Source organism: Shewanella amazonensis SB2B, from assembly GCF_000015245.1.
GTDB lineage: Bacteria > Pseudomonadota > Gammaproteobacteria > Enterobacterales > Shewanellaceae > Shewanella > Shewanella amazonensis.
Map to the genome: position 1 here is coordinate 4,063,848 of NC_008700.1, position 24,544 is coordinate 4,088,391.

Annotated in this window: 25 protein-coding genes; 11 read left to right on the top strand and 14 right to left on the bottom strand. The window is 56.1% G+C overall.

Going from position 1 to position 24,544, the window contains the following annotated elements; all coding sequences use genetic code 11:
- Window positions 1-16: 16 nt before the first annotated feature.
- A complete protein-coding gene (locus SAMA_RS17865; RefSeq protein ID WP_011761541.1) occupies window positions 17-1,825 on the bottom strand; it encodes a sigma-54-dependent Fis family transcriptional regulator in 1,809 nt (602 codons plus the stop codon).
- A 275-nt stretch (window positions 1,826-2,100) separates the two neighbouring features.
- On the opposite strand from SAMA_RS17865, the gene exaC reads away from it, so the two are divergent.
- The 6 genes from exaC (at window position 2,101) to trmL (ending at window position 8,705) form a co-directional block, all read left to right on the top strand.
- Window positions 2,101-3,621: an acetaldehyde dehydrogenase ExaC gene (gene exaC / locus SAMA_RS17870; RefSeq protein ID WP_011761542.1), complete on the top strand. Its 1,521-nt coding sequence runs from the start codon at window positions 2,101-2,103 to the stop codon at window positions 3,619-3,621.
- 149 nt (window positions 3,622-3,770) lie between these two features.
- On the top strand, window positions 3,771-4,814 hold the full coding sequence (locus tag SAMA_RS17875; protein ID WP_011761543.1) for an XdhC family protein: 1,044 nt from the start codon (window positions 3,771-3,773) through the stop codon (window positions 4,812-4,814).
- Complete coding sequence (locus SAMA_RS17880) at window positions 4,811-5,422, top strand: nucleotidyltransferase family protein (protein WP_011761544.1); 612 nt, start codon at window positions 4,811-4,813, stop codon at window positions 5,420-5,422. The genes SAMA_RS17875 and SAMA_RS17880 overlap by 4 nt, the downstream gene beginning before the upstream one ends.
- A 3-nt stretch (window positions 5,423-5,425) precedes the next feature.
- Window positions 5,426-5,881 (top strand): (2Fe-2S)-binding protein, encoded by a 456-nt coding sequence (locus SAMA_RS17885; protein ID WP_011761545.1) that lies wholly within the window; start codon window positions 5,426-5,428, stop codon window positions 5,879-5,881.
- Window positions 5,878-8,130: a xanthine dehydrogenase family protein molybdopterin-binding subunit gene (locus tag SAMA_RS17890; protein ID WP_011761546.1), complete on the top strand. Its 2,253-nt coding sequence runs from the start codon at window positions 5,878-5,880 to the stop codon at window positions 8,128-8,130. The genes SAMA_RS17885 and SAMA_RS17890 overlap by 4 nt, the downstream gene beginning before the upstream one ends.
- A 110-nt stretch (window positions 8,131-8,240) precedes the next feature.
- Window positions 8,241-8,705 carry a tRNA (uridine(34)/cytosine(34)/5-carboxymethylaminomethyluridine(34)-2'-O)-methyltransferase TrmL gene (gene trmL, locus SAMA_RS17895; RefSeq protein ID WP_041409952.1) on the top strand — a complete coding sequence of 155 codons (465 nt, stop codon included), beginning with the start codon at window positions 8,241-8,243 and terminating at the stop codon, window positions 8,703-8,705.
- 6 nt (window positions 8,706-8,711) lie between these two features.
- On the opposite strand, the gene SAMA_RS17900 is transcribed toward trmL, so the two are convergent.
- The 8 genes from SAMA_RS17900 to SAMA_RS17935 all read right to left on the bottom strand — a co-directional run bounded on the left by SAMA_RS17900 (window position 8,712) and on the right by SAMA_RS17935 (window position 15,930).
- Window positions 8,712-9,215: a hypothetical protein gene (locus tag SAMA_RS17900; RefSeq protein WP_011761548.1), complete on the bottom strand. Its 504-nt coding sequence runs from the start codon at window positions 9,213-9,215 to the stop codon at window positions 8,712-8,714.
- A gap of 16 nt (window positions 9,216-9,231) precedes the next feature.
- Window positions 9,232-9,807 carry a hypothetical protein gene (locus tag SAMA_RS17905; RefSeq protein WP_011761549.1) on the bottom strand — a complete coding sequence of 192 codons (576 nt, stop codon included), beginning with the start codon at window positions 9,805-9,807 and terminating at the stop codon, window positions 9,232-9,234.
- Between the two features lie 165 nt (window positions 9,808-9,972).
- Window positions 9,973-11,394, bottom strand: a complete 1,422-nt coding sequence (locus SAMA_RS17910) for a M16 family metallopeptidase (protein WP_011761550.1) — start codon at window positions 11,392-11,394, stop codon at window positions 9,973-9,975.
- Window positions 11,391-12,722 carry a M16 family metallopeptidase gene (locus tag SAMA_RS17915; RefSeq protein WP_011761551.1) on the bottom strand — a complete coding sequence of 444 codons (1,332 nt, stop codon included), beginning with the start codon at window positions 12,720-12,722 and terminating at the stop codon, window positions 11,391-11,393. The genes SAMA_RS17910 and SAMA_RS17915 overlap by 4 nt, the downstream gene beginning before the upstream one ends.
- A 201-nt stretch (window positions 12,723-12,923) precedes the next feature.
- Window positions 12,924-13,565 carry a class I SAM-dependent methyltransferase gene (locus SAMA_RS17920; protein WP_011761552.1) on the bottom strand — a complete coding sequence of 214 codons (642 nt, stop codon included), beginning with the start codon at window positions 13,563-13,565 and terminating at the stop codon, window positions 12,924-12,926.
- Entirely contained in the window at window positions 13,562-13,912 is a 351-nt protein-coding gene (locus SAMA_RS17925; RefSeq protein WP_011761553.1) for a hypothetical protein, read from the bottom strand. Before SAMA_RS17925 ends, SAMA_RS17920 begins: the two co-directional genes overlap by 4 nt.
- 95 nt (window positions 13,913-14,007) lie before the next feature.
- Complete coding sequence (locus SAMA_RS17930; RefSeq protein WP_332249017.1) at window positions 14,008-14,640, bottom strand: tRNA-uridine aminocarboxypropyltransferase; 633 nt, start codon at window positions 14,638-14,640, stop codon at window positions 14,008-14,010.
- 87 nt (window positions 14,641-14,727) lie between these two features.
- A complete protein-coding gene (locus SAMA_RS17935) occupies window positions 14,728-15,930 on the bottom strand; it encodes a multidrug effflux MFS transporter (protein ID WP_011761555.1) in 1,203 nt (400 codons plus the stop codon).
- A gap of 109 nt (window positions 15,931-16,039) precedes the next feature.
- On the opposite strand from SAMA_RS17935, the gene SAMA_RS17940 reads away from it, so the two are divergent.
- Window positions 16,040-17,020, top strand: coding sequence for a LysR family transcriptional regulator (locus SAMA_RS17940; RefSeq protein ID WP_011761556.1), 981 nt, complete (start codon window positions 16,040-16,042; stop codon window positions 17,018-17,020).
- A 69-nt stretch (window positions 17,021-17,089) separates the two neighbouring features.
- Window positions 17,090-17,425: a hypothetical protein gene (locus tag SAMA_RS17945; RefSeq protein WP_011761557.1), complete on the top strand. Its 336-nt coding sequence runs from the start codon at window positions 17,090-17,092 to the stop codon at window positions 17,423-17,425.
- 15 nt (window positions 17,426-17,440) lie between these two features.
- Here SAMA_RS17945 and SAMA_RS17950 read toward each other — a convergent pair whose 3' ends face one another.
- Window positions 17,441-18,868 carry a DUF4145 domain-containing protein gene (locus SAMA_RS17950; protein WP_011761558.1) on the bottom strand — a complete coding sequence of 476 codons (1,428 nt, stop codon included), beginning with the start codon at window positions 18,866-18,868 and terminating at the stop codon, window positions 17,441-17,443.
- 12 nt (window positions 18,869-18,880) lie between these two features.
- Window positions 18,881-19,582, bottom strand: a complete 702-nt coding sequence (locus SAMA_RS17955; RefSeq protein ID WP_011761559.1) for a hypothetical protein — start codon at window positions 19,580-19,582, stop codon at window positions 18,881-18,883.
- Window positions 19,583-19,812: 230 nt separating this feature from the next.
- On the opposite strand from SAMA_RS17955, the gene SAMA_RS17960 reads away from it, so the two are divergent.
- Together SAMA_RS17960 and SAMA_RS17965 are read left to right on the top strand one after the other, a co-directional pair.
- Window positions 19,813-20,355: a DUF2780 domain-containing protein gene (locus SAMA_RS17960; RefSeq protein ID WP_011761560.1), complete on the top strand. Its 543-nt coding sequence runs from the start codon at window positions 19,813-19,815 to the stop codon at window positions 20,353-20,355.
- 22 nt (window positions 20,356-20,377) lie between these two features.
- Window positions 20,378-20,818 carry a tellurite resistance TerB family protein gene (locus SAMA_RS17965; RefSeq protein ID WP_157608365.1) on the top strand — a complete coding sequence of 147 codons (441 nt, stop codon included), beginning with the start codon at window positions 20,378-20,380 and terminating at the stop codon, window positions 20,816-20,818.
- Here the strand turns inward: SAMA_RS17965 and SAMA_RS17970 are convergent.
- Both SAMA_RS17970 and SAMA_RS17975 read right to left on the bottom strand, forming a co-directional pair.
- Entirely contained in the window at window positions 20,815-21,639 is an 825-nt protein-coding gene (locus SAMA_RS17970; RefSeq protein ID WP_011761562.1) for an HDOD domain-containing protein, read from the bottom strand. The genes SAMA_RS17965 and SAMA_RS17970 overlap by 4 nt on opposite strands.
- 62 nt (window positions 21,640-21,701) lie before the next feature.
- The gene (locus tag SAMA_RS17975; protein WP_011761563.1) at window positions 21,702-22,457 is read right to left on the bottom strand and encodes a class I SAM-dependent methyltransferase; all 756 of its coding nucleotides are present in this window, start codon (window positions 22,455-22,457) and stop codon (window positions 21,702-21,704) included.
- A 174-nt stretch (window positions 22,458-22,631) separates the two neighbouring features.
- Between SAMA_RS17975 and SAMA_RS17980 the strand changes: the two genes are divergently transcribed.
- Window positions 22,632-23,240 (top strand): energy transducer TonB, encoded by a 609-nt coding sequence (locus SAMA_RS17980; protein WP_011761564.1) that lies wholly within the window; start codon window positions 22,632-22,634, stop codon window positions 23,238-23,240.
- On the opposite strand, the gene yjeH is transcribed toward SAMA_RS17980, so the two are convergent.
- Window positions 23,237-24,493 carry an L-methionine/branched-chain amino acid transporter gene (gene yjeH / locus SAMA_RS17985; protein WP_011761565.1) on the bottom strand — a complete coding sequence of 419 codons (1,257 nt, stop codon included), beginning with the start codon at window positions 24,491-24,493 and terminating at the stop codon, window positions 23,237-23,239. The genes SAMA_RS17980 and yjeH overlap by 4 nt on opposite strands.
- Window positions 24,494-24,544: the final 51 nt, after the last annotated feature.

The following is a 24,544-nucleotide window of genomic DNA, read 5'->3' on the forward strand; positions in this document are numbered from 1 at the left end:
GCCTTTGGTGTTGCGGCTAACTGTCGGTACGCTTAAGACTGCGGTAAATCAGGTTGCGGCTTACCCCAAGGCGGCGAGCCGCTTCACTGATATTGCCGTCGCAGTCGGCCAGGGTGTTTTGAATACGCCCATCAAGCTCTGCCTTAAGGCTTGATTCTGCTGAGGATTGGCTGCTTTCCGAGTTCATCCTGCCCGAATAAAAGGGACGCGCTTGCATCAGTGCCCTTCTGTGGGCATCACTCAAGTGCGCCTGACTCAGCTCGCGCTCGCCTTCAGCCATCAGGCAAGCCACCTGCATCAGGTTATCCAACTCCCGCAGGTTGCCAGGCCAGGCATATGCCTCCAGCAATGCCAGCAACTGTGGGCACAGCCGCTGCTCATCTCCCGGCGGATTGACCCGGTACTGTCGGTGCAGCTTGTGGATCAGCCGTGACTTATCGGCCCGCTGCCTCAGTGGCGGCAGGCTTACCTGCAGACCATTGAGACGGAAATAAAGGTCTTCACGAAAGCGGCCATCGCGCACCATCTCGGCCAAATCCATATGCGTGGCTGCGACCACCTGAATATCTACCCTATGGCTTTTGAGGCCACCCACAGGGGTCACTTCACGCTCCTGCAGTACCCGCAACAGCCGGCCCTGTGCCGCCAGCGGCAACTCACCAATTTCATCCAGAAACAGAAAGCCACCGTCGGCCTGACGTACCTTGCCAAGGTGCCCCTGACGTGACGCGCCGGTAAAGGCGCCGCCCTGATAACCAAAGAGTTCGGCCTCTATCAGCTCGGTGGGCAAGGCGGCACAGTTCACCGCCACCAGCTCGCCATCGAGGCGACTGTCCTGATACAGCTGGCGCACGAAGTGCTCTTTACCCACCCCGGTTTCGCCCTGTACCAGCAACGGGATCTTACGGCTGACGACCTTGCGCGCCTGCTGCCAGGCGGTTTCCAGCTGTGGATCGTGAAAGCGCAGAGGCTTGACACCGTGCAAACTGCTGGCCTTATTGGTTTGAATCCATAAGGCGCCCTCGCCAATAGCCGAGGTGGCCAAATGCAACTCGCCGCGAAGGCACTGCGCCTGCTGCGCACGCCAGTCGTCCCCCAGCAGCTCTCCCAACTGCATACCGGGCGAGGCGCCACCAAGGTACTGGCGCGCCATGGGATTAAGCCCAAGCAGGCGGCCCTCATCATCGGCAATCAGGATGCCCTGCCAGCCGGAACTGAGCAGTTGACGACTAGCCGCCAAATCCACCCGAAAGCGGCCACCGGGCAGCGAACACAAGAGTGCGGTTTCCACCTGCTGCGCCAGGCTGGAGATAAGCAATAAGGTTTGTTGATTGTGCTTGAGCCGCTCGGAGGTAATGTCGAGGGCGCCAATCAGTTCGCCGGACGGCGAAAAAATTGGGCTGGCGGTGCAGCTCATAAAGCGGTGAGGGCGGCAAAAGTGCTGCTCACCCACAACAGAGAGCGCTTCTTTGGCCCTGAGCGCTGTGCCTATGGCATTGGTGCCCTTGTGCTCTTCGAGCCAATTGACGCCGCAGTCCAGCGCCACGTTGGCCAGACGGTCGGAGTAACGCGACAGTCCCCAGTGACGCAGCACAAAACCCTCGGCGTCCGACAAAATCAGCCTGCTGTCGGTGTGGGCCATCAGACGGGTAAACAGCGGCAAGGCTTCGGATTCCACCAATGCGATAAGCTGACGGTGGCGCTCACAACGCTCATCCAGTTCGACCCGGGAGAGCTTGAGTTCTCCGGGCCGGGTTTCACTGAGACCGGCACCTTCACTGCGACGCCAAGAGTCGGCAAGCCAGGGCTGTACGGCAGATTTCATCGGTGTGCTCCTGTGTTCCGTTTCAGCACAGTCACTTATAACAACTGTGCCAAGGCGCAACAATACGACTTCGGTCGCCACGCCAATCCTTCGGCTGACCCGCTGCTGCGTATATTCGAAAATAAGATTTTCATCATACTGTTAGGTCGAATTGCCGACAAGTTGAACAATTATGGCCCATCCTTTGCGATAGAGGTGGTTCACCAACGGGCTGATTGCACCGTCGGAACAATCACAACAACAAGACACTCTCAACAGCAAAAAAGGACAAGCAGATGATTTACAGCGCTCCGGGCACAGCGGGTGCCATCGCTTCATTCAAGGCCAGATACGACAACTTTATTGGCGGCAAGTGGGTGCCCCCCGTGGGTGGCGAGTACTTTGATAACGTCTCGCCTGTGGATGGCAAGGTGTTTTGTCAGGCGGCCCGCTCTGACTATCGCGACATCGAGCTCGCCCTCGATGCCGCCCATGCCGCCAAAGACAGCTGGGGCAAAACCTCGGTAACCGAGCGCAGCAATCTGCTTTTGAAAATTGCCGATAGGGTCGAGCAGCATCTCGAACGTCTCGCCGTGGTGGAAACCTGGGAAAACGGCAAAGCGGTGCGCGAGACCCTGAACGCCGACCTGCCTTTATTTGTTGACCACTTCCGTTATTTCGCCGGTTGTATCCGCGCCCAGGAAGGCAGCGCGGCAGACCTTGATGCTAATACCGTGAGCTACCACCTCCCTGAGCCTTTGGGCGTGGTCGGGCAAATTATCCCCTGGAACTTCCCCCTGCTGATGGCGGCCTGGAAAATCGCCCCGGCGCTGGCGGCGGGTAACTGTGTAGTGCTCAAGCCTGCCGAGCAAACACCGGCCTCCATCATGGTGCTTTTGGAGACTATCGAAGATCTGCTGCCCCCCGGCGTACTCAATGTGGTTAATGGTTTTGGCGCCGAAGCCGGTGCCGCCCTCGCCACCAGCAAGCGCATCGCAAAACTGGCCTTTACCGGCTCCACTGAGGTGGGTAATCACATCCTCAAATGCGCCGCGGAAAACCTGATCCCCTCAACCGTGGAACTTGGCGGCAAGTCGCCCAACATCTACTTTGCCGATGTGATGAACCACGAAGACAACTACCTCGACAAGGCCATCGAGGGGATGTTGCTGGCCTTCTTCAACCAGGGCGAAGTGTGCACCTGCCCAAGCCGGGTACTGGTGCAGGAATCCATTTACGATGCCTTTATTGAGAAGGTCATTGCGCGTGCCAAAACAATTCGTCAGGGCAGCCCGCTGGATACCGACACCCAGGTGGGCGCCCAGGCATCCCGCGAGCAATACGACAAAATTTTAGGCTATCTGGACATTGGCCGTGCTGAAGGCGCCAAAGTACTGATGGGCGGAGAATTCAAACTACAGGACGGCCCCGAAAAAGGTGGTTATTACATCCAGCCCACCATCCTCAAAGGCCACAATAAGATGCGGGTGTTCCAGGAAGAGATCTTTGGCCCCGTGGTATCGGTTACCACCTTCAAAGACGAAGCCGAAGCATTGGCCATTGCCAACGATACCCAGTATGGCCTTGGTGCCGGTGTCTGGACCCGCGACATGAATCTGGCCCAGCGCATGGGCCGCGGCATTCAGGCTGGTCGGGTGTGGATTAACTGCTACCACGCCTACCCTGCCCACGCTGCCTTTGGTGGCTATAAAAAGTCGGGCATCGGCCGTGAGACCCACAAGATGATGCTGTCTCACTACCAGAACACCAAAAATCTACTGGTGAGTTTCGACACCAATCCGCTGGGATTCTTTTAACCTTCATCAACCCGCTCGAAACCCCGACCCCGGTCGGGGTTTTGTTTATTAAGAAAGTTGAAAGAAACATTTGGCAAAACTTAAGCGCCTTCTAAATTCAGGCACCTTTTGCTAGGTTAAAACTTTACGCCAACAGGATGCAGGGACAGATGGCCAACCGTTTGGATTCACTCTTGGATGCCTGGCGCAGCGACCCGGATGCCAATTGGGTACTGGCGGTGATTGCCTCGGTGGAAGGCAGCGCTTACCGCAAATCCGGCGCCATGATGCTGTTTCACCCCTCAGGGCCAAGCCTTGGCATGTTAAGTGGCGGCTGTCTTGAGGCCGATCTTCGTCGTCAGGCCCAAAAAGCGCTCGCCGGAAACTGCGCTGTGCTTGGCCGTTATGATGCCAGAGACGAGACTGATGCCAGCTACCGTCTTGGCTGCGGCGGCTTGGTGGATATCTTGCTGCTGCCCTTAACCGCAACCAATCAGCAATTGCAATTCGCCGCCATGAGCGATGCCCTCGCCAGCGGCAATGGCGGGTTTTGGTGCCTGGTTCTGCCGCAAAACCGTGTGTCTGCCGACAATCTTCGCGCCCACTTTTATCCTGACGCAGACGCACCTTTTCCTGCAGCGGACTTCAGCCGTCCCGGCCGCTTAATGCTCAATCCGCAAAGCGGCAGTCAACAATCTGAGCTGCTGGTGGTGCCGGTTCGCCCAAGGCCACACCTGGCCATCTTCGGCGGCGGCATGGATGCCCGGCCACTGGCACAAATGGCACGCCAGCTCGAATGGCGTATCAGCATTGTCGACCCCCGAACCAGCTACGCCCGCCCCTGCGACTTTGAAGGCTGTGAACTGCTAAAAGCGGAAGCCGATGCGCTGACGCCTGACTTTCTTGCCAGTATCGACATGGCGGTGGTGATGCACCACAGCCTGGAGCTCGACGCCGCTATATTGCCCAAACTCAGTCCCTTGCCGCTTACGTACCTTGCACTCCTGGGGCCCCGCCACAGGGGAGAAAAACTGTTAAAAACGGCAGCTTTGCGCTGGGATGATTTTTGCTGCTTACCGGCAAGCCCGGCAGGTATGGACTTAGGCGGCGAACTGCCGGCGGATATAGCCCTGTCTATCCTCGCCGCCTGCCAGGCGAGCCTGTTCGGCAAAAGCTCGTCCGTTGGCAAATTCAAAAGCGGAGGCCTTGCATGAAACTCTTACCCGTCTTGCTCGCGGCAGGTGGCTCGCGCCGCTTCGAAGGGGTCAAGCTCGCTATGCCGCTGCCTGGTGGCACCACCTTACTTGGCCGCAGCTTTAACGCGTTGAGCCAGGTGCGCAGCAGCTGCGATACCCAGATCCTGCCGGTGCAGGTATGCCTCGGTGGCCACGGCGCCACATTAAGGCAACTTTTACCCAAGGATACCGCCATTATCCCCTCCCCCGATTGGCAGCTGGGGCTTGGCCACAGTATTGCCACAGCCGCGAAAGCGGCGCTCGGCACAGACGCCGACGCCTTGCTGCTGGCACTGGCCGACCACGCGCTATTGAGCTCTGAAGACTATGAGTCCCTTATCCAAAGTTGGCAGGAGTCCGGTAAAACCACCGCCTCCTGGTATCTGGATGCCCCCGGTGCACCGGCGATTTTCAACCGTGCCGACTTTGGTGAGCTGACCCGTCTCAGCGGCGACAGAGGCGCCAAGGGGATTTTGAAATCTTTGCAAAAACAACAACAACTGGGATGGATGGCGCTACCCGGCGCCAGCATCGATATAGACACCCGCGCCGATTTCGGGCGCTTCGTGAGCACAAGGAGCGAGTGACCCATGACATCACTTAAAATCAACGGCCGTTTGTTCACCCTGGACGCCGACCCCAAGATGCCGCTCCTGTGGGCGCTCCGGGATCTGATGGGGTTAACCGGCACCAAATACGGCTGCGGCGCAGGGCTTTGCGGTGCCTGCACAGTGCATGTTGACGGCGAGCCGATGCGCGCCTGTCTCACCAGCATCAAAAGCCTGGAAGGCAAATCGGTGACCACCATCGAAGGCTTGGCGGATGAACAGCTTAAAGACAGCTGGCGCCGCCATAAGGTGCCCCAATGCGGTTTTTGTCAGGCGGGCCAGTTAATGTCAGCGGCTGCACTGGTCAGCAAGCATCCACGTCCCAGCGACAGCCAGATTGACGAGGCCATGGCAGGCAACATCTGCCGCTGCGGCACCTACACCCGTATACGCGCCGCCATCAAGGACTATCAGGGCAAGCAGGAGGCCAAGTCATGAGCAAGTTTACTGCCATTGAAAACTTCAGCCGCCGCGATGTGCTCAAACTCTTTGGTGCCTCGGGCGGCGCCCTGATGCTGGGGGCTTCGGGCCTCGGCTGGAGCCCCATGCTGGCGGCGCAAACCGCCGCTTTTGGCGATGAACAGCGGCTCAACCTTTTCATCGCCATCGGCGAAGACAACCGGGTCTATCTCACCTGCCACCGCTCAGAGATGGGCCAGGGCATACGCACAGGTATTGTGCAGGTTCTGGCCGACGAGCTGGAAGCCGACTGGGACAAGGTCGTCGTAGTGCAAGGTCTCGCGGACAAACGCTACGGCAGCCAAAACACCGATGGCAGCCGCAGTATCCGCAAAGGCTTCGATAAGATGCGCGAGATGGGCGCCATGGCAAGACACATGCTGGAGCAGGCTGCCGCCGAGAGCTGGCAGGTGCCTGTAAGCGAGGTCTATGCCAAGGCCCACGCAGTACATCACAAGGGCAGCGACAAACGCTTAAGCTATGGCGAGCTCGCCATGGCCGCCGCCAAACTGCCCATGCCGGATGCCAAAACCCTTACCCTCAAAACCCCGGATAAGTTCACCCAAATCGGCAAAGGACACACCATTGTCGACATGGACGACATGCTGGGTGGCCGCGCCATCTATGGCGCCGACAACCGCCCCGAGGGGCTGGTATACGCCGTCATAGCCCGTCCACCAGTGTTTGGCAGTCAGCTTGAGTCCTTGGATGACAGCGCCGCCCGCAAGGTGGCGGGTGTGCTGGATATTGTCACCCTACCGGTACCCAAAGGCGCACCGGCGTTTCAGCCGCTGGGCGGCGTGGCCGTGGTGGCCAGCAATACCTGGAGTGCGTTGGAAGGCCGAAAAGCCCTCAAGCTCAGTTGGAGTAAAAGTGCCAACGACACCCATAACAGCAAGGCTTATCTCGATACCCTCAAACAAAGGGTGCAGGAGCCTGGTAAAGTGGCCCGAGAGCTTGGCAGCCAACCTGCCAGCTGGCCAGAGGACAAGATGGTCAGCGCCACATACACTGTGCCCTATCTTGCCCACGCGCCCATGGAGCCACCGGCGGTGATTGCCAGCGTGGATAAAAATGGCTGTGAGCTGTGGGCCAGCAGCCAAACGCCCCAAAGCACTCAACAGAATGTGGCTGGCATGCTGGGTATCGACGAAGACAAGGTGAAGGTAAACGTGACCTTGCTCGGCGGCGGTTTTGGTCGCAAGTCCAAGCCGGATTTCAGTGTCGAAGCCGCGTTTATTTCCAGCAAAATCAACAAACCTGTGCTGGTGCAATGGAGCCGGGAAGACGAACTCAGAAACGGTTATCTGCACGCCATCAGCGCCCAGTACTATCAGGCCTGCATCGATGAAAAGGGCAAGGTGCAGGCGATGTTGTCGCGCACTGCCTTCCCCTCCATCGGCAGCACCTTCGACAGTGCTGTGGATACCCCGCAGCCGTTCGAACTGGACCTGGGCTTTACCGATATCCCCTGGGATATCAATGCCGTGCGCTGCGAAGCCGTCAAGGCCGAAACCCACACCCGCATCGGTTGGTTAAGGTCGGTAAGCAACATTCAGCACGGCTTTGGGGTGGGCAGCTTTGTGGACGAACTCGCCATTGCCAATGGTAAATCCTGCACCGCCCAATGGCGGGAACTACTCGGCAAGGCGCGGGTTGAAAACTTTGCCAATCAAGGCTTTGAATATGGCAACTATGGTGAAGAGCAGAGCCGTCATCCGGTGGATGTGGGCCGCTACCTTAAGCTGATTGACCGCGCCGAAGCGCTGACGGCACAAAAACCCGCCGGCAAAAACGAAGGTTGGGGCTTTGCCATTCACCGCAGCTTTGTTGCCTATGCCGCCGTGGCCATCAAGGTACGACTTGAAGGTGACAAACTCACCGTGGTGGACGCCATCGCCCTGATGGATGCGGGCACCGTGGTTAACCCCGACCGGGTGGCCGCCCAGATGGAAGGCGCAGTCGTGTTTGGCTTAAGCCTTGCGCTCTTTGGTGAAATCGATTTCGACCAGGGCGCCGTGACCCAGTCAAACTTCCATGACTACCCGCTGCTCAGGCTGCCACATTGCCCGCCAATTGCCACCGAAATCATCGCCTCCAGCGCCGTGCCCGGCGGCGTGGGTGAGCCCGGCGTGCCACCGGTCGCCCCGGCACTGACCAACGCCATTGTGGCAGCCGGTGGCAAACGGTATCGTGAACTGCCGCTGTCGAAGCACCTTAAACTCTAACCTACTGCCGTTTAATCCAGGCTCCCAGTCATACTGGGGGCCTGTTTTTTTGGGCGCAGCCACCCGGCTTTGTTATACTCCAGCCCAACTCAGATCTGATGCCGGCATCCATGTTCCACATCGCCCTCTATGAACCCGAAATCGCCCCCAACACGGGCAACATTATTCGCCTGTGCGCCAACAATGGCTGCGAACTGCACCTGATTGAACCTTTGGGGTTTGATTTAGAAGAGAAAAAGCTGCGCCGCGCCGGGCTGGATTACAGCGACATGACCCGGGTAACCCGCCATAAGGACTTCCCGAGCTTCCTTGAAGCCATGGCGGGGCGGCGCATTCTGGCCTGCACCACCAAGGGCAGTCGGCCCCATACTGAGCTTGAGTATCAAGCAGGCGATGTACTGCTGTTTGGCCCCGAGAGCCGCGGCCTGCCAATGGACATCATCAACTCGGTGCCCACCGAGCAGCGGTTGCGTATTCCCATGGTGGAATCGAGCCGCAGCCTAAACCTATCCAACGCAGTAGCCATTATCAGCTACGAAGCCTGGCGTCAGCAGGGCTTTGGTGGTGCACGTTAATGGCCCCTAGTTAACCTCAAGGCCTTGACTCCCTGTTGAGGCCGGTAAAGGCTGCAAAGATACCCCACGGTAGAGCCTGTACTGCTCAATATCATCGTCGAGAAATCGGGATTGCTGCAGCCACTGCCAGCCCTGGTCTTTGGGTTCAAACAGCAGCTGTATCAGAGCCGGGCGCTCATTCACCACACCCTCACCCAACAGTGAGTAACCGCCGCCGCGACGATAGAGGCTGAACTCCTGCCCCTTGTCTTCGGTAACGCCATTAAAGTAAGTCAGCAGGACTCTGTCTCCCTGACGGCGAAACCACCAGGTTTCACTGTTGGAAAAACGCGCCCCACGGCTAACGCTGAAAATAAGCTGCTGGCGATCGGCACTGCACATGGCCTGGGTGGTTACGGACTTTGGCACCTCACCGGGACGGGCGCCGGTGCCCTGCCATTGCCCGGCAAGACTGGTACACCAATCGGCAAAGGGCATCTCTGCTGCCGCCAGCGGCAGCGACGCAGACAAGGCAAGAAGAGCTGAGCTAAAAGAGTTCGATATCGTCTTTGCGGTAAAGATGTTCATCCCGATACAGCGCCAAGGCTTCATGAAGTGGCATACCCTGGAGCACAAGATCGAACATTTTGCGTTCACATTCAAGGGAGTATGTGGATTTAATCTGCTTTTGTACCCGTAGCCACTCCTCACCCTGCAAGCGCTTTTTATCGTCACAGAGCAGATCCTCCGTGAGGGCAAGCCCGGTCACTACATGTTGCAGCCGCTGGGACAGGCGGTCGTAAAATTGAAAGGCCACCACCCCCTTGTCGATTTCGGTTTCGAGCATGATGCCGTGCTTGATAATGTCTTTCGGCGTGTCGGGTTGATTGGCCAGATAAAGATTTACCTGCCGCAGGTGAGACGCCATATCGGTAAACTGCTGGCCCAAGCCGGTGACATTGTAATCCCCATCCGTGAGAGTCAATTCTATCTGGGCCATGGAAAGCAGTAACAATTTGACCGTTTCCTGCACATGCAACCAGTCGCCCTCTCCCAGCAAGGCCGCTTCCAGGCTTTCCATAGACAGCGAATCTTCATCTTGGGCATGTTCTTGATTTTTCATGACCTTCTTCCATTCCTTCTTGGTCTGGATTGAATCCCGGCCACATTCCGACTGCAGCCACCATCTTGGACTTAAGTGTAGAACAGATAATTCTCTTCGCCGCGCTGCCCAGAAAATGAAAAGGGCCTGCAACAGCAGGCCCTTTTTCTCTGAAGGGATTCGGTGTTAGCCGCCGAATCCTACATCCTTGATGTTCACCTGGTTGACTTCCCCGTATTTGGCGGCGATAGGTGCCACCTTGGCCGCATTGCCAATCAGCACAAACTGCAGCTTGTCTTTGGGGAAGTAGGTATCAATCAAACGCTGCGTTTCCTCCAGGGTCAGGCTGTCAACTTTACGCTCGAAGTCATTGATATAACTGTTATCAAAGCCATAGAGGTACATGTCAGACAACAGCCCGGCCAGCTGGCCGCTGGTTTCAAATCTGGGCGGGAACTGACCCTTCACGTAGGCCTTGGCGGAATCCAGAGTTGCCTGATCTATGCCCTGCTCCCACAGGCGGGCGTAGGTCTTGAGCGCCAGGTCGATGGCCGCTTCCGTGGTGTCGGTTTTGGTGAAGGTGCTTATCTGGAACAGACCACTGTCGCGGTAAGACGCAAAACCGGAGCGGGCACCATAGGTCAGACCGGCATTCACCCTGAGCTCGTCATTGAGCCAGGAGGTAAAGCGACCACCCAGAATAGTGTTTACCACGGTTAAGCCCACAGCGTCGGGGTTATCTTCAGAAATGCCCATGCCACCAATCAGGAAAGTGGTCTCCATGGCGTCTGGCTTGTCCACCAAGAGCACACGGCTCTTTGCCAGCACCGGCAGACCTTGTTTCAGGGATTGCTGTTGGGGAGCTGCATCTGAGCGCCAATCACCGAAGGTGCGCTTCAGCTGGGCCTTCATGTCCGCCACATCAAAATCACCCACCACGGAAATAGAGGTGTTACCGGGCTGATAGAAGCCGGTATAGAAGGCACGAACCTGTGGCAGAGTAATAGCGGCAACCGACTCACTGTTACCACCGCTGGCGTTGCCATAGGGGTGCTGGCCATACACCAGTTTGCCGAAGTAGTTGCCAACCACGGCTCTTGGGCTTTCTTTGGCCTGGATCAGTCCACCCACTTCGCGCTGCTTGAGCTTGTCGAATTCGGTGGCATCGAAGTCGGGACGCAGCAGCACATCGGCAAACAGCGGCAGCATGGTGTCCAGATCTTTGGCCATGAACTTGGCACTGATATAGCTGCCTTCCTTACCGGCTTCTGCGCTTAAGCTGGCACCCAGAAAATCCACCTGGTTTTCGATATCACGCTTGGACTTGCCAGCGCTGCCGAGCATCAGGCCTTCGGCCGTCAGCGCAGAGATACCGGCACTGGTGTCGTTCACCGCACCGGCACGTACTACGGCGTTTACTGTGATCAGGGGCACTTCTTTTTGCTGCATCAAAAACACCGTCAGGCCGTTATCCAGGGTCACCTTTTCATAGGCGGGCAGCTGAAAGGCTGCGGCAGCAGGTTCCTGAGTGTGCTTAACGTCCTGGGTAGCGGCGCAGCCGGCCAGGGCCAGAGCTGCCACAATCAACAGAGGTTTATATTGCATCATTTGTCCATTTCCTCCTCGGCAGACAGCACGGCCACACTGCGGTTGGCCCGTTTCAGATAGGTTTGCGCCACGCGCTGAATGTCGGCGATGGTAACCTTGTTGTAGGCCTCAGGGGCATTGAACAACTTATCGAAGCTGCCAAAGAAGAGTTCGTAGGTACCCAGGGTATTGGCTTTACCGTTGATGGTTTCCATGGTGCGATAGAAATCCATCAGCTTGATGTTTTTGATTTTTTCAAGCTCTTGCTCGGTTACACCCTCGGCGGCGATGCGATTGGTTTGGGCAATAAGCTCCTGCTCAAGCGCATCGGCCTTCACACCGGGAGCACCCACGGCGTAAAGGTAGAAGAGGTTGGGATCGAACGACATGGGGAAATAGGTATCTGCTTCCAGCGCCAACTGACTGTCGACCATAGATTGATACAGGCGCGAGCTGTTACCGGCGCTCAAAATGCCCGCCAGCAATTCAAGAGCATAGTAGTCTTCGTGGGATGTTGCTGGAACATGGTAGGCCATCATCACGTTGGGCGTGCTGGCAGAAGGCTTGTGAATAAAGGTTCTGCGCTCACCCTTTTGCAGCGGCTCCACGGTTTTCACTTCACGGGGAGGTGCCTGGGCAGGAATAGGGGCGAAATACCGGTTTGCCAGGGACTTAACTTCGTCCAGTTTCACATCACCGGCAATCACCACGACGGCATTGTTGGGGGCGTAGTAAGTCTTGTGATACTGCACCAGGTCGTCCAGGGTCCAGGCGGCAATATCTGACTCATGGCCAATCACGGGCCAGCTGTAAGGGTGAGCACGGAAAGCTACACCTTTAAGCTCCTCCATCAGGGCGCGGATGTTGGAGTTTTCAAGGCCAGTGCTGCGCTCAGACGTCACCACGCCGCGCTCGCTTTCAACCATGTCGGCATTGATGTCCAGATTGGCGATGCGGTCGGCTTCCAGGTCGAAAATGGTTTCAAGGCCCGAGGCGGGGAACCAGTCGGTGTACACGGTCAGGTTTTCGGTAGTGTAGGCGTTGTTGGCGCCACCGGCGGCTTCCATGGTCCGGTCAAACATCTTGGGACCGTACTTTTTCGAGCCGTTAAACATCATGTGCTCGAAGAAGTGAGAGATACCGGTAATACCCGGAGCTTCATTGCGCGAGCCCACTTTCCAGAACAGATACATGTTGGCGTTGGGGATGGATGCATCTTCCAGCACCATGATTTTCATGCCGTTATCCAGAGTAAAACTCTTGATATCGGCGGCAGTGGTGGCCTGGCTCATCATGGGGGCCATTGCCAGCCCCATTGCCAGAGCCAGGGCTGATAGCGTTCGCTTCATCTCGCTTCCTGCTCCAAGTAGTTAAATGGTGTATTTCTTTGGTTAATCCGCCATTTAAAAGCAATTTCACCAGCGCCAGCAAGGGAGGACAGCAAGATTGAGGTTTAAAAATTGTAAATGAAAGTGATACCGGCTGGCTGACGCTATCCAATCCATGGGTGAGACTGGGCCAACCATCACAGCAAAGACGTTGTATCCCCGTCAGTTTGGGGAGCGTAAAAACACCACGTCTTTATCGACAATTTCCAGTGCCCAGCCACGCTCCGCCGCTATCCAGGCAAAGGTTTCATCAGAGTAGAAATTGATATGAGTGGGGTCGTTTTTATAGTGCCAACGGCCAAACGCCTCAGCCGAAAGCACCCGCTTGGTCATGATGGCAAGCAAGGCCCCCGGTGCCAGCAGACTTGAGAGCTCATCCAACAAGGCGCGGGCGTCGGCTACGTGCTCAATCACTTCGGTGAGGGTCACGCATTGATACCGGTCTGTCAGCACGGCGCGGTCCGGAAAGTAGTAGAGATCGTACGCCGCAAACTCAAACCCTTGCTCTGCGGCCATTTTAGCGAGCAGAGCGCCGGCGCCGCAGCCATAATCCAAGCCTTTGTCGCCGGGGTTAAGACGTGGCAACAAGGGGGTGAGCGTCCGGCTTAAAAAGCTGCGATAACCCGGACTGTCTTCGCCATTGTCATGTTTGTCGTACTCGGCCTTTTCCTCTTCAGCGCTTAAATGAAAAGGCGCAGGCACCTGCACCAGGGCGCAGCAGCGGCAGCGGTAATAGGGGCGACGTCGGTCTTCGGCAAATAGATATAAGTCGTTGCCACCACACAGGGAACAGGAAAAACTCATGGTTTGGGTATCTTGCGCTCTTTTTTGGCCGCTTCTTGTGCTTCCCGCAGGTATTTTTGCTCGCGAGTTTCACGTTCATCGAACTGGGCTGCGGCCTTATCTCGCTGCGCATCCTCCCACTCGCCCAGCTGCTGACGTTTCAGCACATCGGCCTCACGGCTTGAGGTCTCGGCCGCGGCGGCGCGGGCCTTTTCCAGCTGCTCCGCCTCGGTTTTCTGCGCCTGTTCCCGGGCCTTATCGGCCTTCATCACCAACCGGGGTTTGCTATCGTCGGCGGCGTGCAGTGGCGCTGTCACGGCAACAGCTACCCAGAGCGTAAGCAGCAGTTTTGATACAGTCATATACATCCTTCCCTTGGAGTTTCCCGCAGCTTATTGTCCGGCCAGCGGGCAGGGATCGCAACTAAAAAGAGGCTTTCATCGGGTAGTGACGCCCTGAGCACTCATCTGTCAGTTTCGCTTTCAGAGTCAGCCAAATACCTTTTACGCACCGCTTCCGGCATGGCATCGAGGCGCTTGCTTATCATGGCATCGAAACACCTGAATAAGGGACTGGTATCCAATTCGGGTTCCAGCACGGACAAAGCACAGGCCGCCGCTTCCAGGGTGGAGAGACTGTCACTGCGGCTGGCTTTGCGGATCCGATACGCCGATGGTGTGTCCGGCGTGAGCGATAACTTGGGTAAGGCATGCAGCCAGGGGTTGAGGTGATACATTTTCAGCGCCTTACGCCAGGTTCCATCCAAGAGCAGCAGCACCCTGGAGCCTTGCTGACTGTTCGCGGTTAGAGGACTGATTACCTCACCTTTAACCGCCGGATACACCAACACAGGCGCTAAGTTCTCCGCCTCAAGCTGTTGTCGCAGCTGTGCAAAATCCGCCTCAGACTCGCCAACAAAAATCCTGGCCGTGTCGAGGATAAGTGGCAGCAATCGCGCGCTGTTTTTCCCATGTTCCACCTCGGAAGGATGCTGCAAGACCCAGACCCGGGTGTGGGCAGCAACGGGCGATATGGCATCACACACGCAGACCCTAAGGGGAAAATGACACTTTACACAAAAATCCCGGGACACCATTAACACCCATTACAACGCATTTTGCCCATAATAAAAAAAAGCCCGTCACGGGGAAACCCGGACAGGCTAAAGGGTGATAACTGGGTATCAATGAGTACTTGGTTCCTGATGCCAATGGCCAAACCGTGGCATCAACATGATGGCCAGCAGCACCAAGGCCAGGCCGCCCATGGTGTAACCAATGGCATAAGGTGCGGTCATCGGTGTGAGTTGAACCAGTGCGGTAATCACAGACGCCCCACTCATTTGAATAAAGCCCAGCAGCGCCGTGGCGGTACCGGCACGCTCACCGAAGGGTGCCAGCGCCATACTGGTGGCGGGACCAAGCAAGAATGCAAAACCCACACACAGCAGCATCATAGGCAACATAAAAGCAAAAGAAGCAGCCATGGGTGATGCCCATGCAGGCAGTTGCAATACCAGCTCCAGCACCGATGCCAATATCATTAAGCCCAGCGCCACCAACACGGTTGGACGGTTCCCTAACTTACGGATCACCACGGGCGCTGCAAAACAGGCCACCACGTTCACCACGGCATTCAGACCGAAGAGCCCCGAAAACGCCAGTTCAGACACACCCAGTTTGCCAATCAGCCAAATGGACGAATAAGAAACGTAGCAAAGGATCGCGGCCATGGCGGCCATGCAGGTCACGGCATAAAACATGAAATGGCTGTTTTTGAGCACAGGGGCATAACGTCCCCAGCGGTACAGAGGACCTGCGGATTCAGTATGGGCTGGACGGGTTTCCGGCAAGCGGTAGCCCACCACCAACAACATCACCAACCCATAAAAGGCCATAAAGGCAAAGGTCGAACGCCAGCCAAACTGAATAGCCAATAAGCCACCGAGGGTAGGTGCCAGCGCCGGGATCACGCAGATGGCACCATTGAGGTAACTGTAAATACGGGCGCTGTCGGCAGAACTGTAGCTGTCCCGCACTGCGCTGAAGGCAACGATGGAAGTGGAGCAGGCTGCAAGCCCCTGTAGCAGGCGGGCCAGTTGCAGCAATTCAAACTCCAGAGCGGCCATGGCCAGCAGACTGCTGATCACATAGAGCACTGTGCCGAAGAGCGCCACCGGACGACGACCGTAACGGTCGGCCAATGGGCCTATCAATACCTGGCCAACGCCCATGGCAAACAAAAACAGCACCAGAGTCGACTGCACCTGCCGCTCGTCCACGCTGAAATCCAGCGCCATGGCAGGCATTGAGGGCAGATAGATGTCGATGGCCAGCGGGCTTAACAGCACCAGAGACATCAAAATAGGCAGCAGATTTCGTTGCATGGACAAGTCACAGGTTGGTAAAGAAAAATTATAGATGAAGTTTACTCCTGCCATGGTATGAACAGAAATGGTATAAATTACTTTTAAAAATTCCCCTTTGGAATATCACATGCAACTGGACAAGCTGACACGCATCGATCTGAATTTGTTGGTGGTACTGCAGGTACTGCTGGAAGAACAAAGTGTCACCCGCGCTGCTGTGCGCCTGAATCTCAGCCAGTCAGCCCTGTCCAAGAGCCTGAGCCGACTGAGGGAAACCCTGGGCGATCCGCTGTTTTCCCGTACGGCCCACGGGCTGAAACCCACGGCCCACGCACTGGCATTGGCCGAGCGACTGCCTGGAGTATTGCAGGCGCTGAATCAGCTGGTGATGCCACCCAGTTTTGATCCCGCCAGCAGTACCCGCACCTTCAGTTTTGCCATGGTAGAAAGCGCGTACGAGACGTTGATCCCCGGCTTTATCGGCCCCCTCTTGTCCATGGCGCCGGGTCTGCGACTCAATTCCTACGTGTGGAACGAAAAATCCATCAGCGATCTGCAGCTGGGGCAGATTGATTTTGGGATAGACGGTATCGATTTGCAGCCCGAAGCCAACTTTCGTATCGACAGCCTGCCGGAAGGCATTTGCCATCAGACACTCTATCAGGACCAACAAATTTGTTTGGTACGCAAGGGCCACCCGGCCATAGCGCTGCTTGGGGAAGGAAAGTGGGACCTCAGCCGCTACCTGGAGTTGGCTCATGTGCAGGTACGCTGCGAAGGTAACGATTGGTGGGCGTTGGATTACTATTTGGCGACCCAGGGTAAGCAGCGGCACCTATGCGCTACCGTGCCCGACTTTTATGGCGCCGCCAGCGTGTGCGCCAATACCGACCTGGTGTTCACCCTGCCTCAGAGCTTTGCGCGCCATGCCTCCAAACTCTACGCCTTGGAGATGCTGCCACTCCCCTTTGACTTTATGCCCCTGGCCTATGTGCTCTTGTGGCATCAACGAAATGACGGCGATCCCGGCCACAGATGGATACGCGAGCTTATCACCCAAAGCGCCCGTAAAAGCTTTGGTGACAAACTCAAATGGACGCAAGATTAACCATATTTCACGTGATTATGGTGCACATTTTACGCAGACTGTCAGCACGACATTCGCCCAGGAGGCATTATGATCTACAGTCAATTCCACACTCCCCCCTTGCGTGAGCGCTTCAGCGGATTCCGCGGGCTGGCCATGTTTATCGCAGGATTTGTGGTGCTGGGTCTCAGCCTGGTGATGCTGCCCTTTATCTTATTGGCAGGCGCTGTGGCTTTTGCATTACTCAGTGTGTTTGGCAGGATTTGGCTTGGCAAACTCCAGCGCCGGGCTCAGCAAGCCCAGGCAGCGCAGTCATCCCAGAGTACCGTCGATGGGGAAGAAGCTTTTGTTCGCTTTCGTGACCGTGATCTGTTCCGCCCGCGCCCCCATCAGGGACGCACCTTCGAACACGATCCTACCGAGTAATGGCAAGTAAAGATATCACTGCTCCGGGGCACTCTCACCCTGCCCCGGCATCTCCAACAGCAGTTCTTTGGCTCTCTCCAGGGCCTTTTTTTCGTCTGCATTAACAGAAAGCGGCAGCACATTTTCAATCTGGGTCGCCAGGGATTGCCACAGCGGCGTAATGATGGCGAGCTCTTCATCACTGGCAAGCCGTGCAGCCTCACCGAGCAGGGCTGCCGCCTCCACCACATCGATGCGTCCGAGAATGCCATCGGCCAGGGCCATAGACAGCTCCAGCATGGCGGGCACATTCCGACTGAATCGGATGACTTTACGCAGATAATCTTCGGCGAGGGTTAAATCACTGCCAAGGGTGGCTTCATCATGGAGCATATGCCGGGCACGCAGCAACATGGCATCAAGCTGCCCTTGCTCGGCGGCCTCAGCAAGCCAGCGCTCGGCACCAAGGGGGTCAATCCGGCAGCCTTCACCCCGACTCAACATCAGGGACACATGATACTGCGCCTGTGGGAAACCACCCCGCGCCGCCGATTCGATATGCCGGTATGCTTCTTCGAGGCGCCCCTGCTGGTACCTGAGTACCCCAAGGTTAGCTTCGGCCTCGGTATGGCCGGCTTGTGTGGCCTCGGTCAGCAGAGACTCGGCCCTCGGCAGATCCACGACCATACCCTGCCCCGTCAGGGCAAAGTATCCCAGCAAGGCCTTGGCATCTTCCACCCCTTGAGTGGCAGCATCGGCAATCAGGGAAATACCTTTGGCCTCATCTGCTGGTCCCTGATATGCATGGAGAAACGCCACACCCAATTCATAGCGGGCCACAGCAAGGCTGCTTGCCGCCTGGGCAAACCAATATTGCGCCTTCGCCAGCACCGCTGACGTTGTGGGCTCATCAACCAAGCCTTGCTGCGCATCCCGTGCCAGTAAGCCCTGGGTTTTAAAGGCCATCCCCAGCAGATACTGTGCCTCGGCATCATCCGCCATCACGGCCCTGTAGCAGAGTTCTCTGTTACTGAGATCATCAAGAGGCTCAAATTCGAAGTGGGCTGTATCCGCCCCCTTGCCCGACAACTCGGACACCAGCTGACAAAAATTCAGCAGCGCCTTGTTTGCCAGTGCAAGCAGTGACGCCTCATCGAGATGATATTTTTCCGGATGGGCACCACGGTTACCGTCGGCCCTGAGCCTGTGCATGGCGCGAGCCTGACGTACCCCCAGCAAACGCGCCTGCGACAAGGACTCGATGCGGTTGTAAAGATTGGGGCTGTCGAAGGTCAGGCGGCCAGCGGCCAGAATACCTGTGAGCTTGTAGAGGGCGCTGCGCAGTGTCAGCAGCGCCTGGGCAGGAACATCTTTGGCAAAGCGTCTGGCGCGGCGATATTCCTCGGCAAGGCCGGCATCGAAGGCCGCTATCATCGCGGTATCTGTCAGTCCCTTGCCAGCCATCCGCTTTACTCCTTAAGCCTGAGTTCTGTTAACCATGTAGAGGCGGAACAGCGCCACGTTAACAAACAGAGCAATAAAGGAAAATCCTGCATCTACAATCAGTTGAAGCGGAAGCCCAACACCGGCCACCAGTTGTGACAGGGTACCGCCCACCAGAGACAGGGGCACATACAAGAGCAGCAGGGCCACGGTTTTAGATACGATGGAAGACGAAAAGCGGAAGCTTGCCTTGATGGCTTCGAGGGGCGTCAGACGTTCCACCACCACCATAAAGTTGACATAGGCCAGGCGAGCAAAAAGGTAGAGACTGATACCCAAACCAATCAGCCACAGGGGGCCAAATGCGGCGGCAATAATTACGGGCGCCGCAATCGCCATGCCGGAAAACACCCCCGCCAGCAACAGCGGTGGCACAAACGGCAAACTGGCTTTGAGCACAGCGCCAGTGGACAGTTCATGGCCTTCGCTGCGCAGCTGCAAGTACAGCGTCAGGGCGGCAATCAAAACGGAGAAGATGATGAGCATCATCATCATGGCAAAAAAGTGTGGTGAGCCAAACTGCGGATTATTGACATCAACTTTGGCAAATTCACTGCCCAGCCACAGCTGGATGCCTGTCTGCGCCAGCAGCAGCGGAATCGTCAGAGCCGCGAGTTGACCCAGGTGATTGCGAAAAAAGTTATAAGCTTCGCTCAATATAACGGACAGTGACATATGTCTTTCCAACCGATTAACGTTAAATTTAATCCGGACGACAGACTCGGCTGCCTGACCGGAAATGGACCCCTTATTTTAAGCGCCTAGAATACCCAAAAACCCCCTTGCATGCACAGGCCTTAAGCAGTTATCCACCATGATATGACGCAAATTCCGTGCATTTTTTACCGCGCTTTGTCTAGAATAGCCCCCTGACTTTGGATGAATCACCTACAGGACGTCCCTGAATGAAACGAATCACTGCCCTTTCTCTGTTTTTCTCCGCTATGGCACTGTCTTCTTCCGCCAACGCAGTGGATCTGGGCTCACTGGCCTCCGACACCCTTAAGCAAGTGAGTAGCGCCACCACCCAGGCAACCGCACCGAATACTCAGGCGCAAAGCAGCGACTTACTGGGAGACTTGATGGCTCTGGGGTTAAATCAAAACCAGGCCGAGGGTGGCATGGGTGCACTGCTTAAAATGGCTCAGGGTGGCCTCAGTGGCAGTGAGTTCTCCAGCCTCACTGATGCCATTCCCGGCGCTGAGCAGATGCTTTCAGCAGTCCCGGCCCTGAACAGCAACAGCGGTATGTCTGGCCTGCTGTCCAAGGCCGGTGGCCTTGGCAGTTCACTGCAAGGCAGCGCCATGGTGTACGATGCTTTTGAAAAACTTGGTATTTCCCGTGAGTTGGCTGCTCCCATGGTGGATGTTGCCAAAAACTATCTTCAAAGCACTGCCGGTGATGATACTGTTGGCTTACTGATGAAAGGCTTGGGAAGCCTGCTGTAACTCATAATCTGCCCAGGAGGTCATGATGATTAGTGCACTGAAAAAGTTGCTGAACCAGCGTCTGGGTGACACTGGCCCCCGTTTGACGCAATCAGAAGCAGCGGCAGCACTCTTGATTGAAGTGGTCTTGGCCGACGAAGATCTGTCCGGCAGCGAACAGCGTCTGTTGCCGGAATTCATTGCAAGGCTTACCGGAGTATGCGTTGATGAAGCACACGCACTCATGACAAACGCCATCGACCGCCATCAGCAGGCGATTTCCTTGTTTGAATACACAGATCTTATTAACAAGCAGTTTGATTTGGCCGAGAAACAAGCCCTGATCCTGGCCATGTGGCAACTGGCCTTTTCAGACGGTGAACTGTGCCAATACGAAGAGCAGATCATCCGAAAGACGGCCGATCTGCTCTATCTCAAACACAGTGAACTGATACAGCTGCGCAATCAGGCCAAACCCGATTAGGCCAGCTGCTTACCCATTTCCATGCCCTGGCCATGCATCTTGGCCAGTTTCTCGGCCAGCCCACCCAAGTCCACCTTAATTCCGGCCAGAATATTAATCTGTGCCAGCCAGCTGGTGCGCTCGTCATCGGGAATTTTGTCCCAGTCGGCGGCAATTTGCTTCGCCATGGCCAACATACCGGCGAGTTTAGAGTAAGGTTCGGCGGATTTTGGATGATTCTGAAACTGAATCCCCTTCACCAGGTGAGGCGTGAACTTCCAACTCTGGGCCAGCAGAGCGCCTATTTCTGCGTTGTCGTACCCCAGGAGCTCTTTCTCCATTAAATTTCGATCTGCACCGTCGGCAACGGCAGCTGAGATGGTGGCTGCGACGGCAGGATCACCATTGACTATCAGTAACTCTCCGATGGAATGCAAAATGCCGCAGGTAAAGGCCTCTTCAGGCAGGGTGCCGAGACGTTTTGCCAGCTCCTGACAGATAATTGCCACTTCAAAGGTATTACCCCAAAAATCGGCCAGATCGAAGCCTTCCACCTTGGGAACCGCGCCGACAACCGCCGACGCAATCACCAAGGTTCTCAGGGTCTGCATGCCCAGGCGAACTACGGCATCATCAATGGTACCCACTTCCCGTGAGCACCCGAAACGGGCCGAGTTGGCAAGCCTCAGCACCCTGGCGCTGAGCACTGGGTCATGGGACAGCTTCTCTGAGACGGCTTTAACGGTGGAATCTTCGTTATTCACTACGTCCAGAAGTTCGGCTATGGCTTTGGGAAGCCTTGGTAATTCATCAACTTTTTGAAGCAGTGCGGCTGAATGCATGGGACTTTCTCCTCTGGGTAACAGATAAACTATAGTCCAGAAGATTCAGCCACCAGCCGGGTTCAGGGTTTAGTAAACTTAAGTACGAATCTGTCGCTGTGGCCCCGTATTCTTTTATCAAATACTGAGATATCCAGCGGATCGGCCTTGTTGGCCAGCGCATCCAGCTCTCCATCGAACCTGAAACCTGCCTCGGTCATTTTTTTTATCACCAGGGCGGGATCCATACGATGCAGCTGCTCTGCCACTTCAGCACCGCTGCCGGGCTTTGCTCTGTGGTCAATAATCGCAACCTGACCACCGGGCTTAAGCGACTGCTGCATCAAGGCCACCAGCTTATCCACGTCGATAGCAGGCCAATCCTGGGTGCTGTAGAGCGCATCATGAAATCCCAGCACGAAAAAAATCCGGTCAAAACTCCCGTCAACAAAGTGCAGGTCATTCGCTTCTGCCAAGAGGGTTTCCACGTTAGGCAGGCGGGCAGCGTAATCCCTTTGCTTGAGTTCTTCTCCGGCAAACGGCAGATAAGCCTGGTTGTTATGGGCCACCACCCGGCCACCGCTTCCAACTGCACGGGCAAGCAGCTCGGTGTAATAGCCACCACCGGAAAAGAGGTCCAGTACCTTTTGCCCGGGTTCCACCTCAAAGTAACTCAGGATGAGGTCCGGCTTACGCTGAATATCCCGCCCCCTGTCTGCTTCCGGCCGGGCGTTATCGGTCATGGCATTTCGAATATGCGGTCCGATTTCCCGTGCATCGACCGACGAACTCGCCCAAAGGCTCAAGGCCAACAAACTCAATACAGTGACAGTTTTCATATTTTCCCCCAAAAGTGATTCGCACCACCATTTTGGTAAATAAAAGGTTTTTTATCTGTTTATTATTTGTAAATATTTGCTTTTATTGAGGAAAAATGTAAGAAAATGTTTGCTGATTAAATTTCGAACTGTTAGCTATATCAGTGAAAGCCAATACAACACAGGAAGGTGGATATGGGTAAATCGCTGATGCAAAAAGGTACGCTGGGCATGTTGGGCGCTTTGGTCACCCTGGGGCTGTTCGTCTTTATGGCCTATCTGGTCAAACAGTCTCCGGTGGAGTATCAGGAACCCACAGCAACACCTGAGCTCCAGGTTACTATGCCGGACAGAGAAGCACTCAGGCCTGTTCGAAACACCACACCTCCGCCCATGCCAGAGCCGATAAAACCGGTGGAAATCGCCACAACCGGGGAAAACTCAGGAACAGGGGTGCCCATAGACTCCCCCACCATAGAACTGCCCCCCGTATCCCAGGGCGGTTCAAACTTTGGCAGCTCAGATTATGATGCCGTGCCCGTTGTACAAATCCAGCCCAACTACCCCATCAGCGCCGCCCAAAACGGCAAAGAAGGCTTTGTGGTGGTGGGCTTTGATATCGCTGCCGATGGCAGCACCTCCAATGTGCGGGTGCTGGACGCCAACCCCAAACGCACCTTCGATGCTGCTGCACGCGACGCGGTGAAGCGTTGGAAGTACAAACCCAAGATGGTCGATGGCAAACCCGTGGGTATGAGTAACCAGCAAATTCGCCTAGATTTCAGTCTGGATCAGCGGATTTAACAGACACCGCCCGCTTTACGCTGCAAATGCCCCTTCTGCCACCACAGCAGGGGCAACACCAGCATCAGCAGAAGCACTGCATAAAACATACGCCCACCGAGCGCTACCCCGAGCGCCACGCAAAACCCAAGCCCCAACAGGATCCAGAGACGGGAAGATGCACCGAGTAAACGCCAGGCAGCGAGCATGGACATGGCATAGATAATCACAAACACCCCATTGCTCCAGGCGATAAGCTGCTCCAGATCCTGCTCAAACACAAACACCAGTGTCAGCACCAACGCCATGGAGCCCAGAATAGCCGTCTGCGCACGAACGGGTACACCATGGTCATTCAGGCGTTGAAAGTAACGGGGCATGATGCCCTCACGGCTGAAGCTCCACAGCAAACGTGCAGCACTGCCAGCATAGACGTTTACTGTGGCAAGGCCCGCTGACACGCCCAGTATGCCGATTACCTGAGCACCACCGGCGCCAAGCAGGGTGTCGAATACCCCCATCATGGCGACGCCCGTGCTGGAGGGCACCAGCCACAGTAAACTGGTGCAGCCAAGATAAATCAGCCCCACCAGCACTGTGCCGAGCATCATCGCCGGGATCATGTCTTTTTCCGGCTCACGAAAATCGTGGGCCAGATGAGTCATGGCCTCGACCCCCAGAAAGCTCCAGAAGGCGATACCCGCTGCCAGCATCATGGGGCCGGTCTGCCAGGCTGATTCAAAATCCGGCAATTCGACGGCATGATGCTGCACACCCAGTCCCATAAACAGCGCAAGCACCACGGCCACTATTCCCAGGGTCAGTGCAAATTGGGCCTTGGCCGACACCTGCAAGCCCTTTAAATTGGCGAACCACAGGAGACCTATGACCAAGAGCTGCGCCAATAGCAGCTCAACGCCCGCCAATGGCAACAAAGCGGTGACAAACTGAAATGTCATCAAAATGGCGGCGGGAGCGCCCATAGGGATCACCAACAAAAAGATAAGTCCGATACTGCGCCCCAGGGTGCGGCCAAAGGCTTTTTCCACAAAGAAGGCCGGCCCGGCTGCATGGGGAAATCGGCTTGCCAAACGGCCAAACACCAAAGTCACCGGAATAATGGCCAGAGTGAGCAGTGCCCAGGCCCAAAGCGCACTGGTTCCGGCTTTTGCCAGTGTCATCTGCGGCAAGATAAACACCCCGGTACCCAGTAAAGTGGTGGCCATGAGTCCGGCGCCTTGCCAGCGTCCGATCGTTCCTTTGATATGTTCCATCTGTTAGATTATTGCTGTGGAAAGTTAGGCAAAGTATAGCGGTGAGCAGAG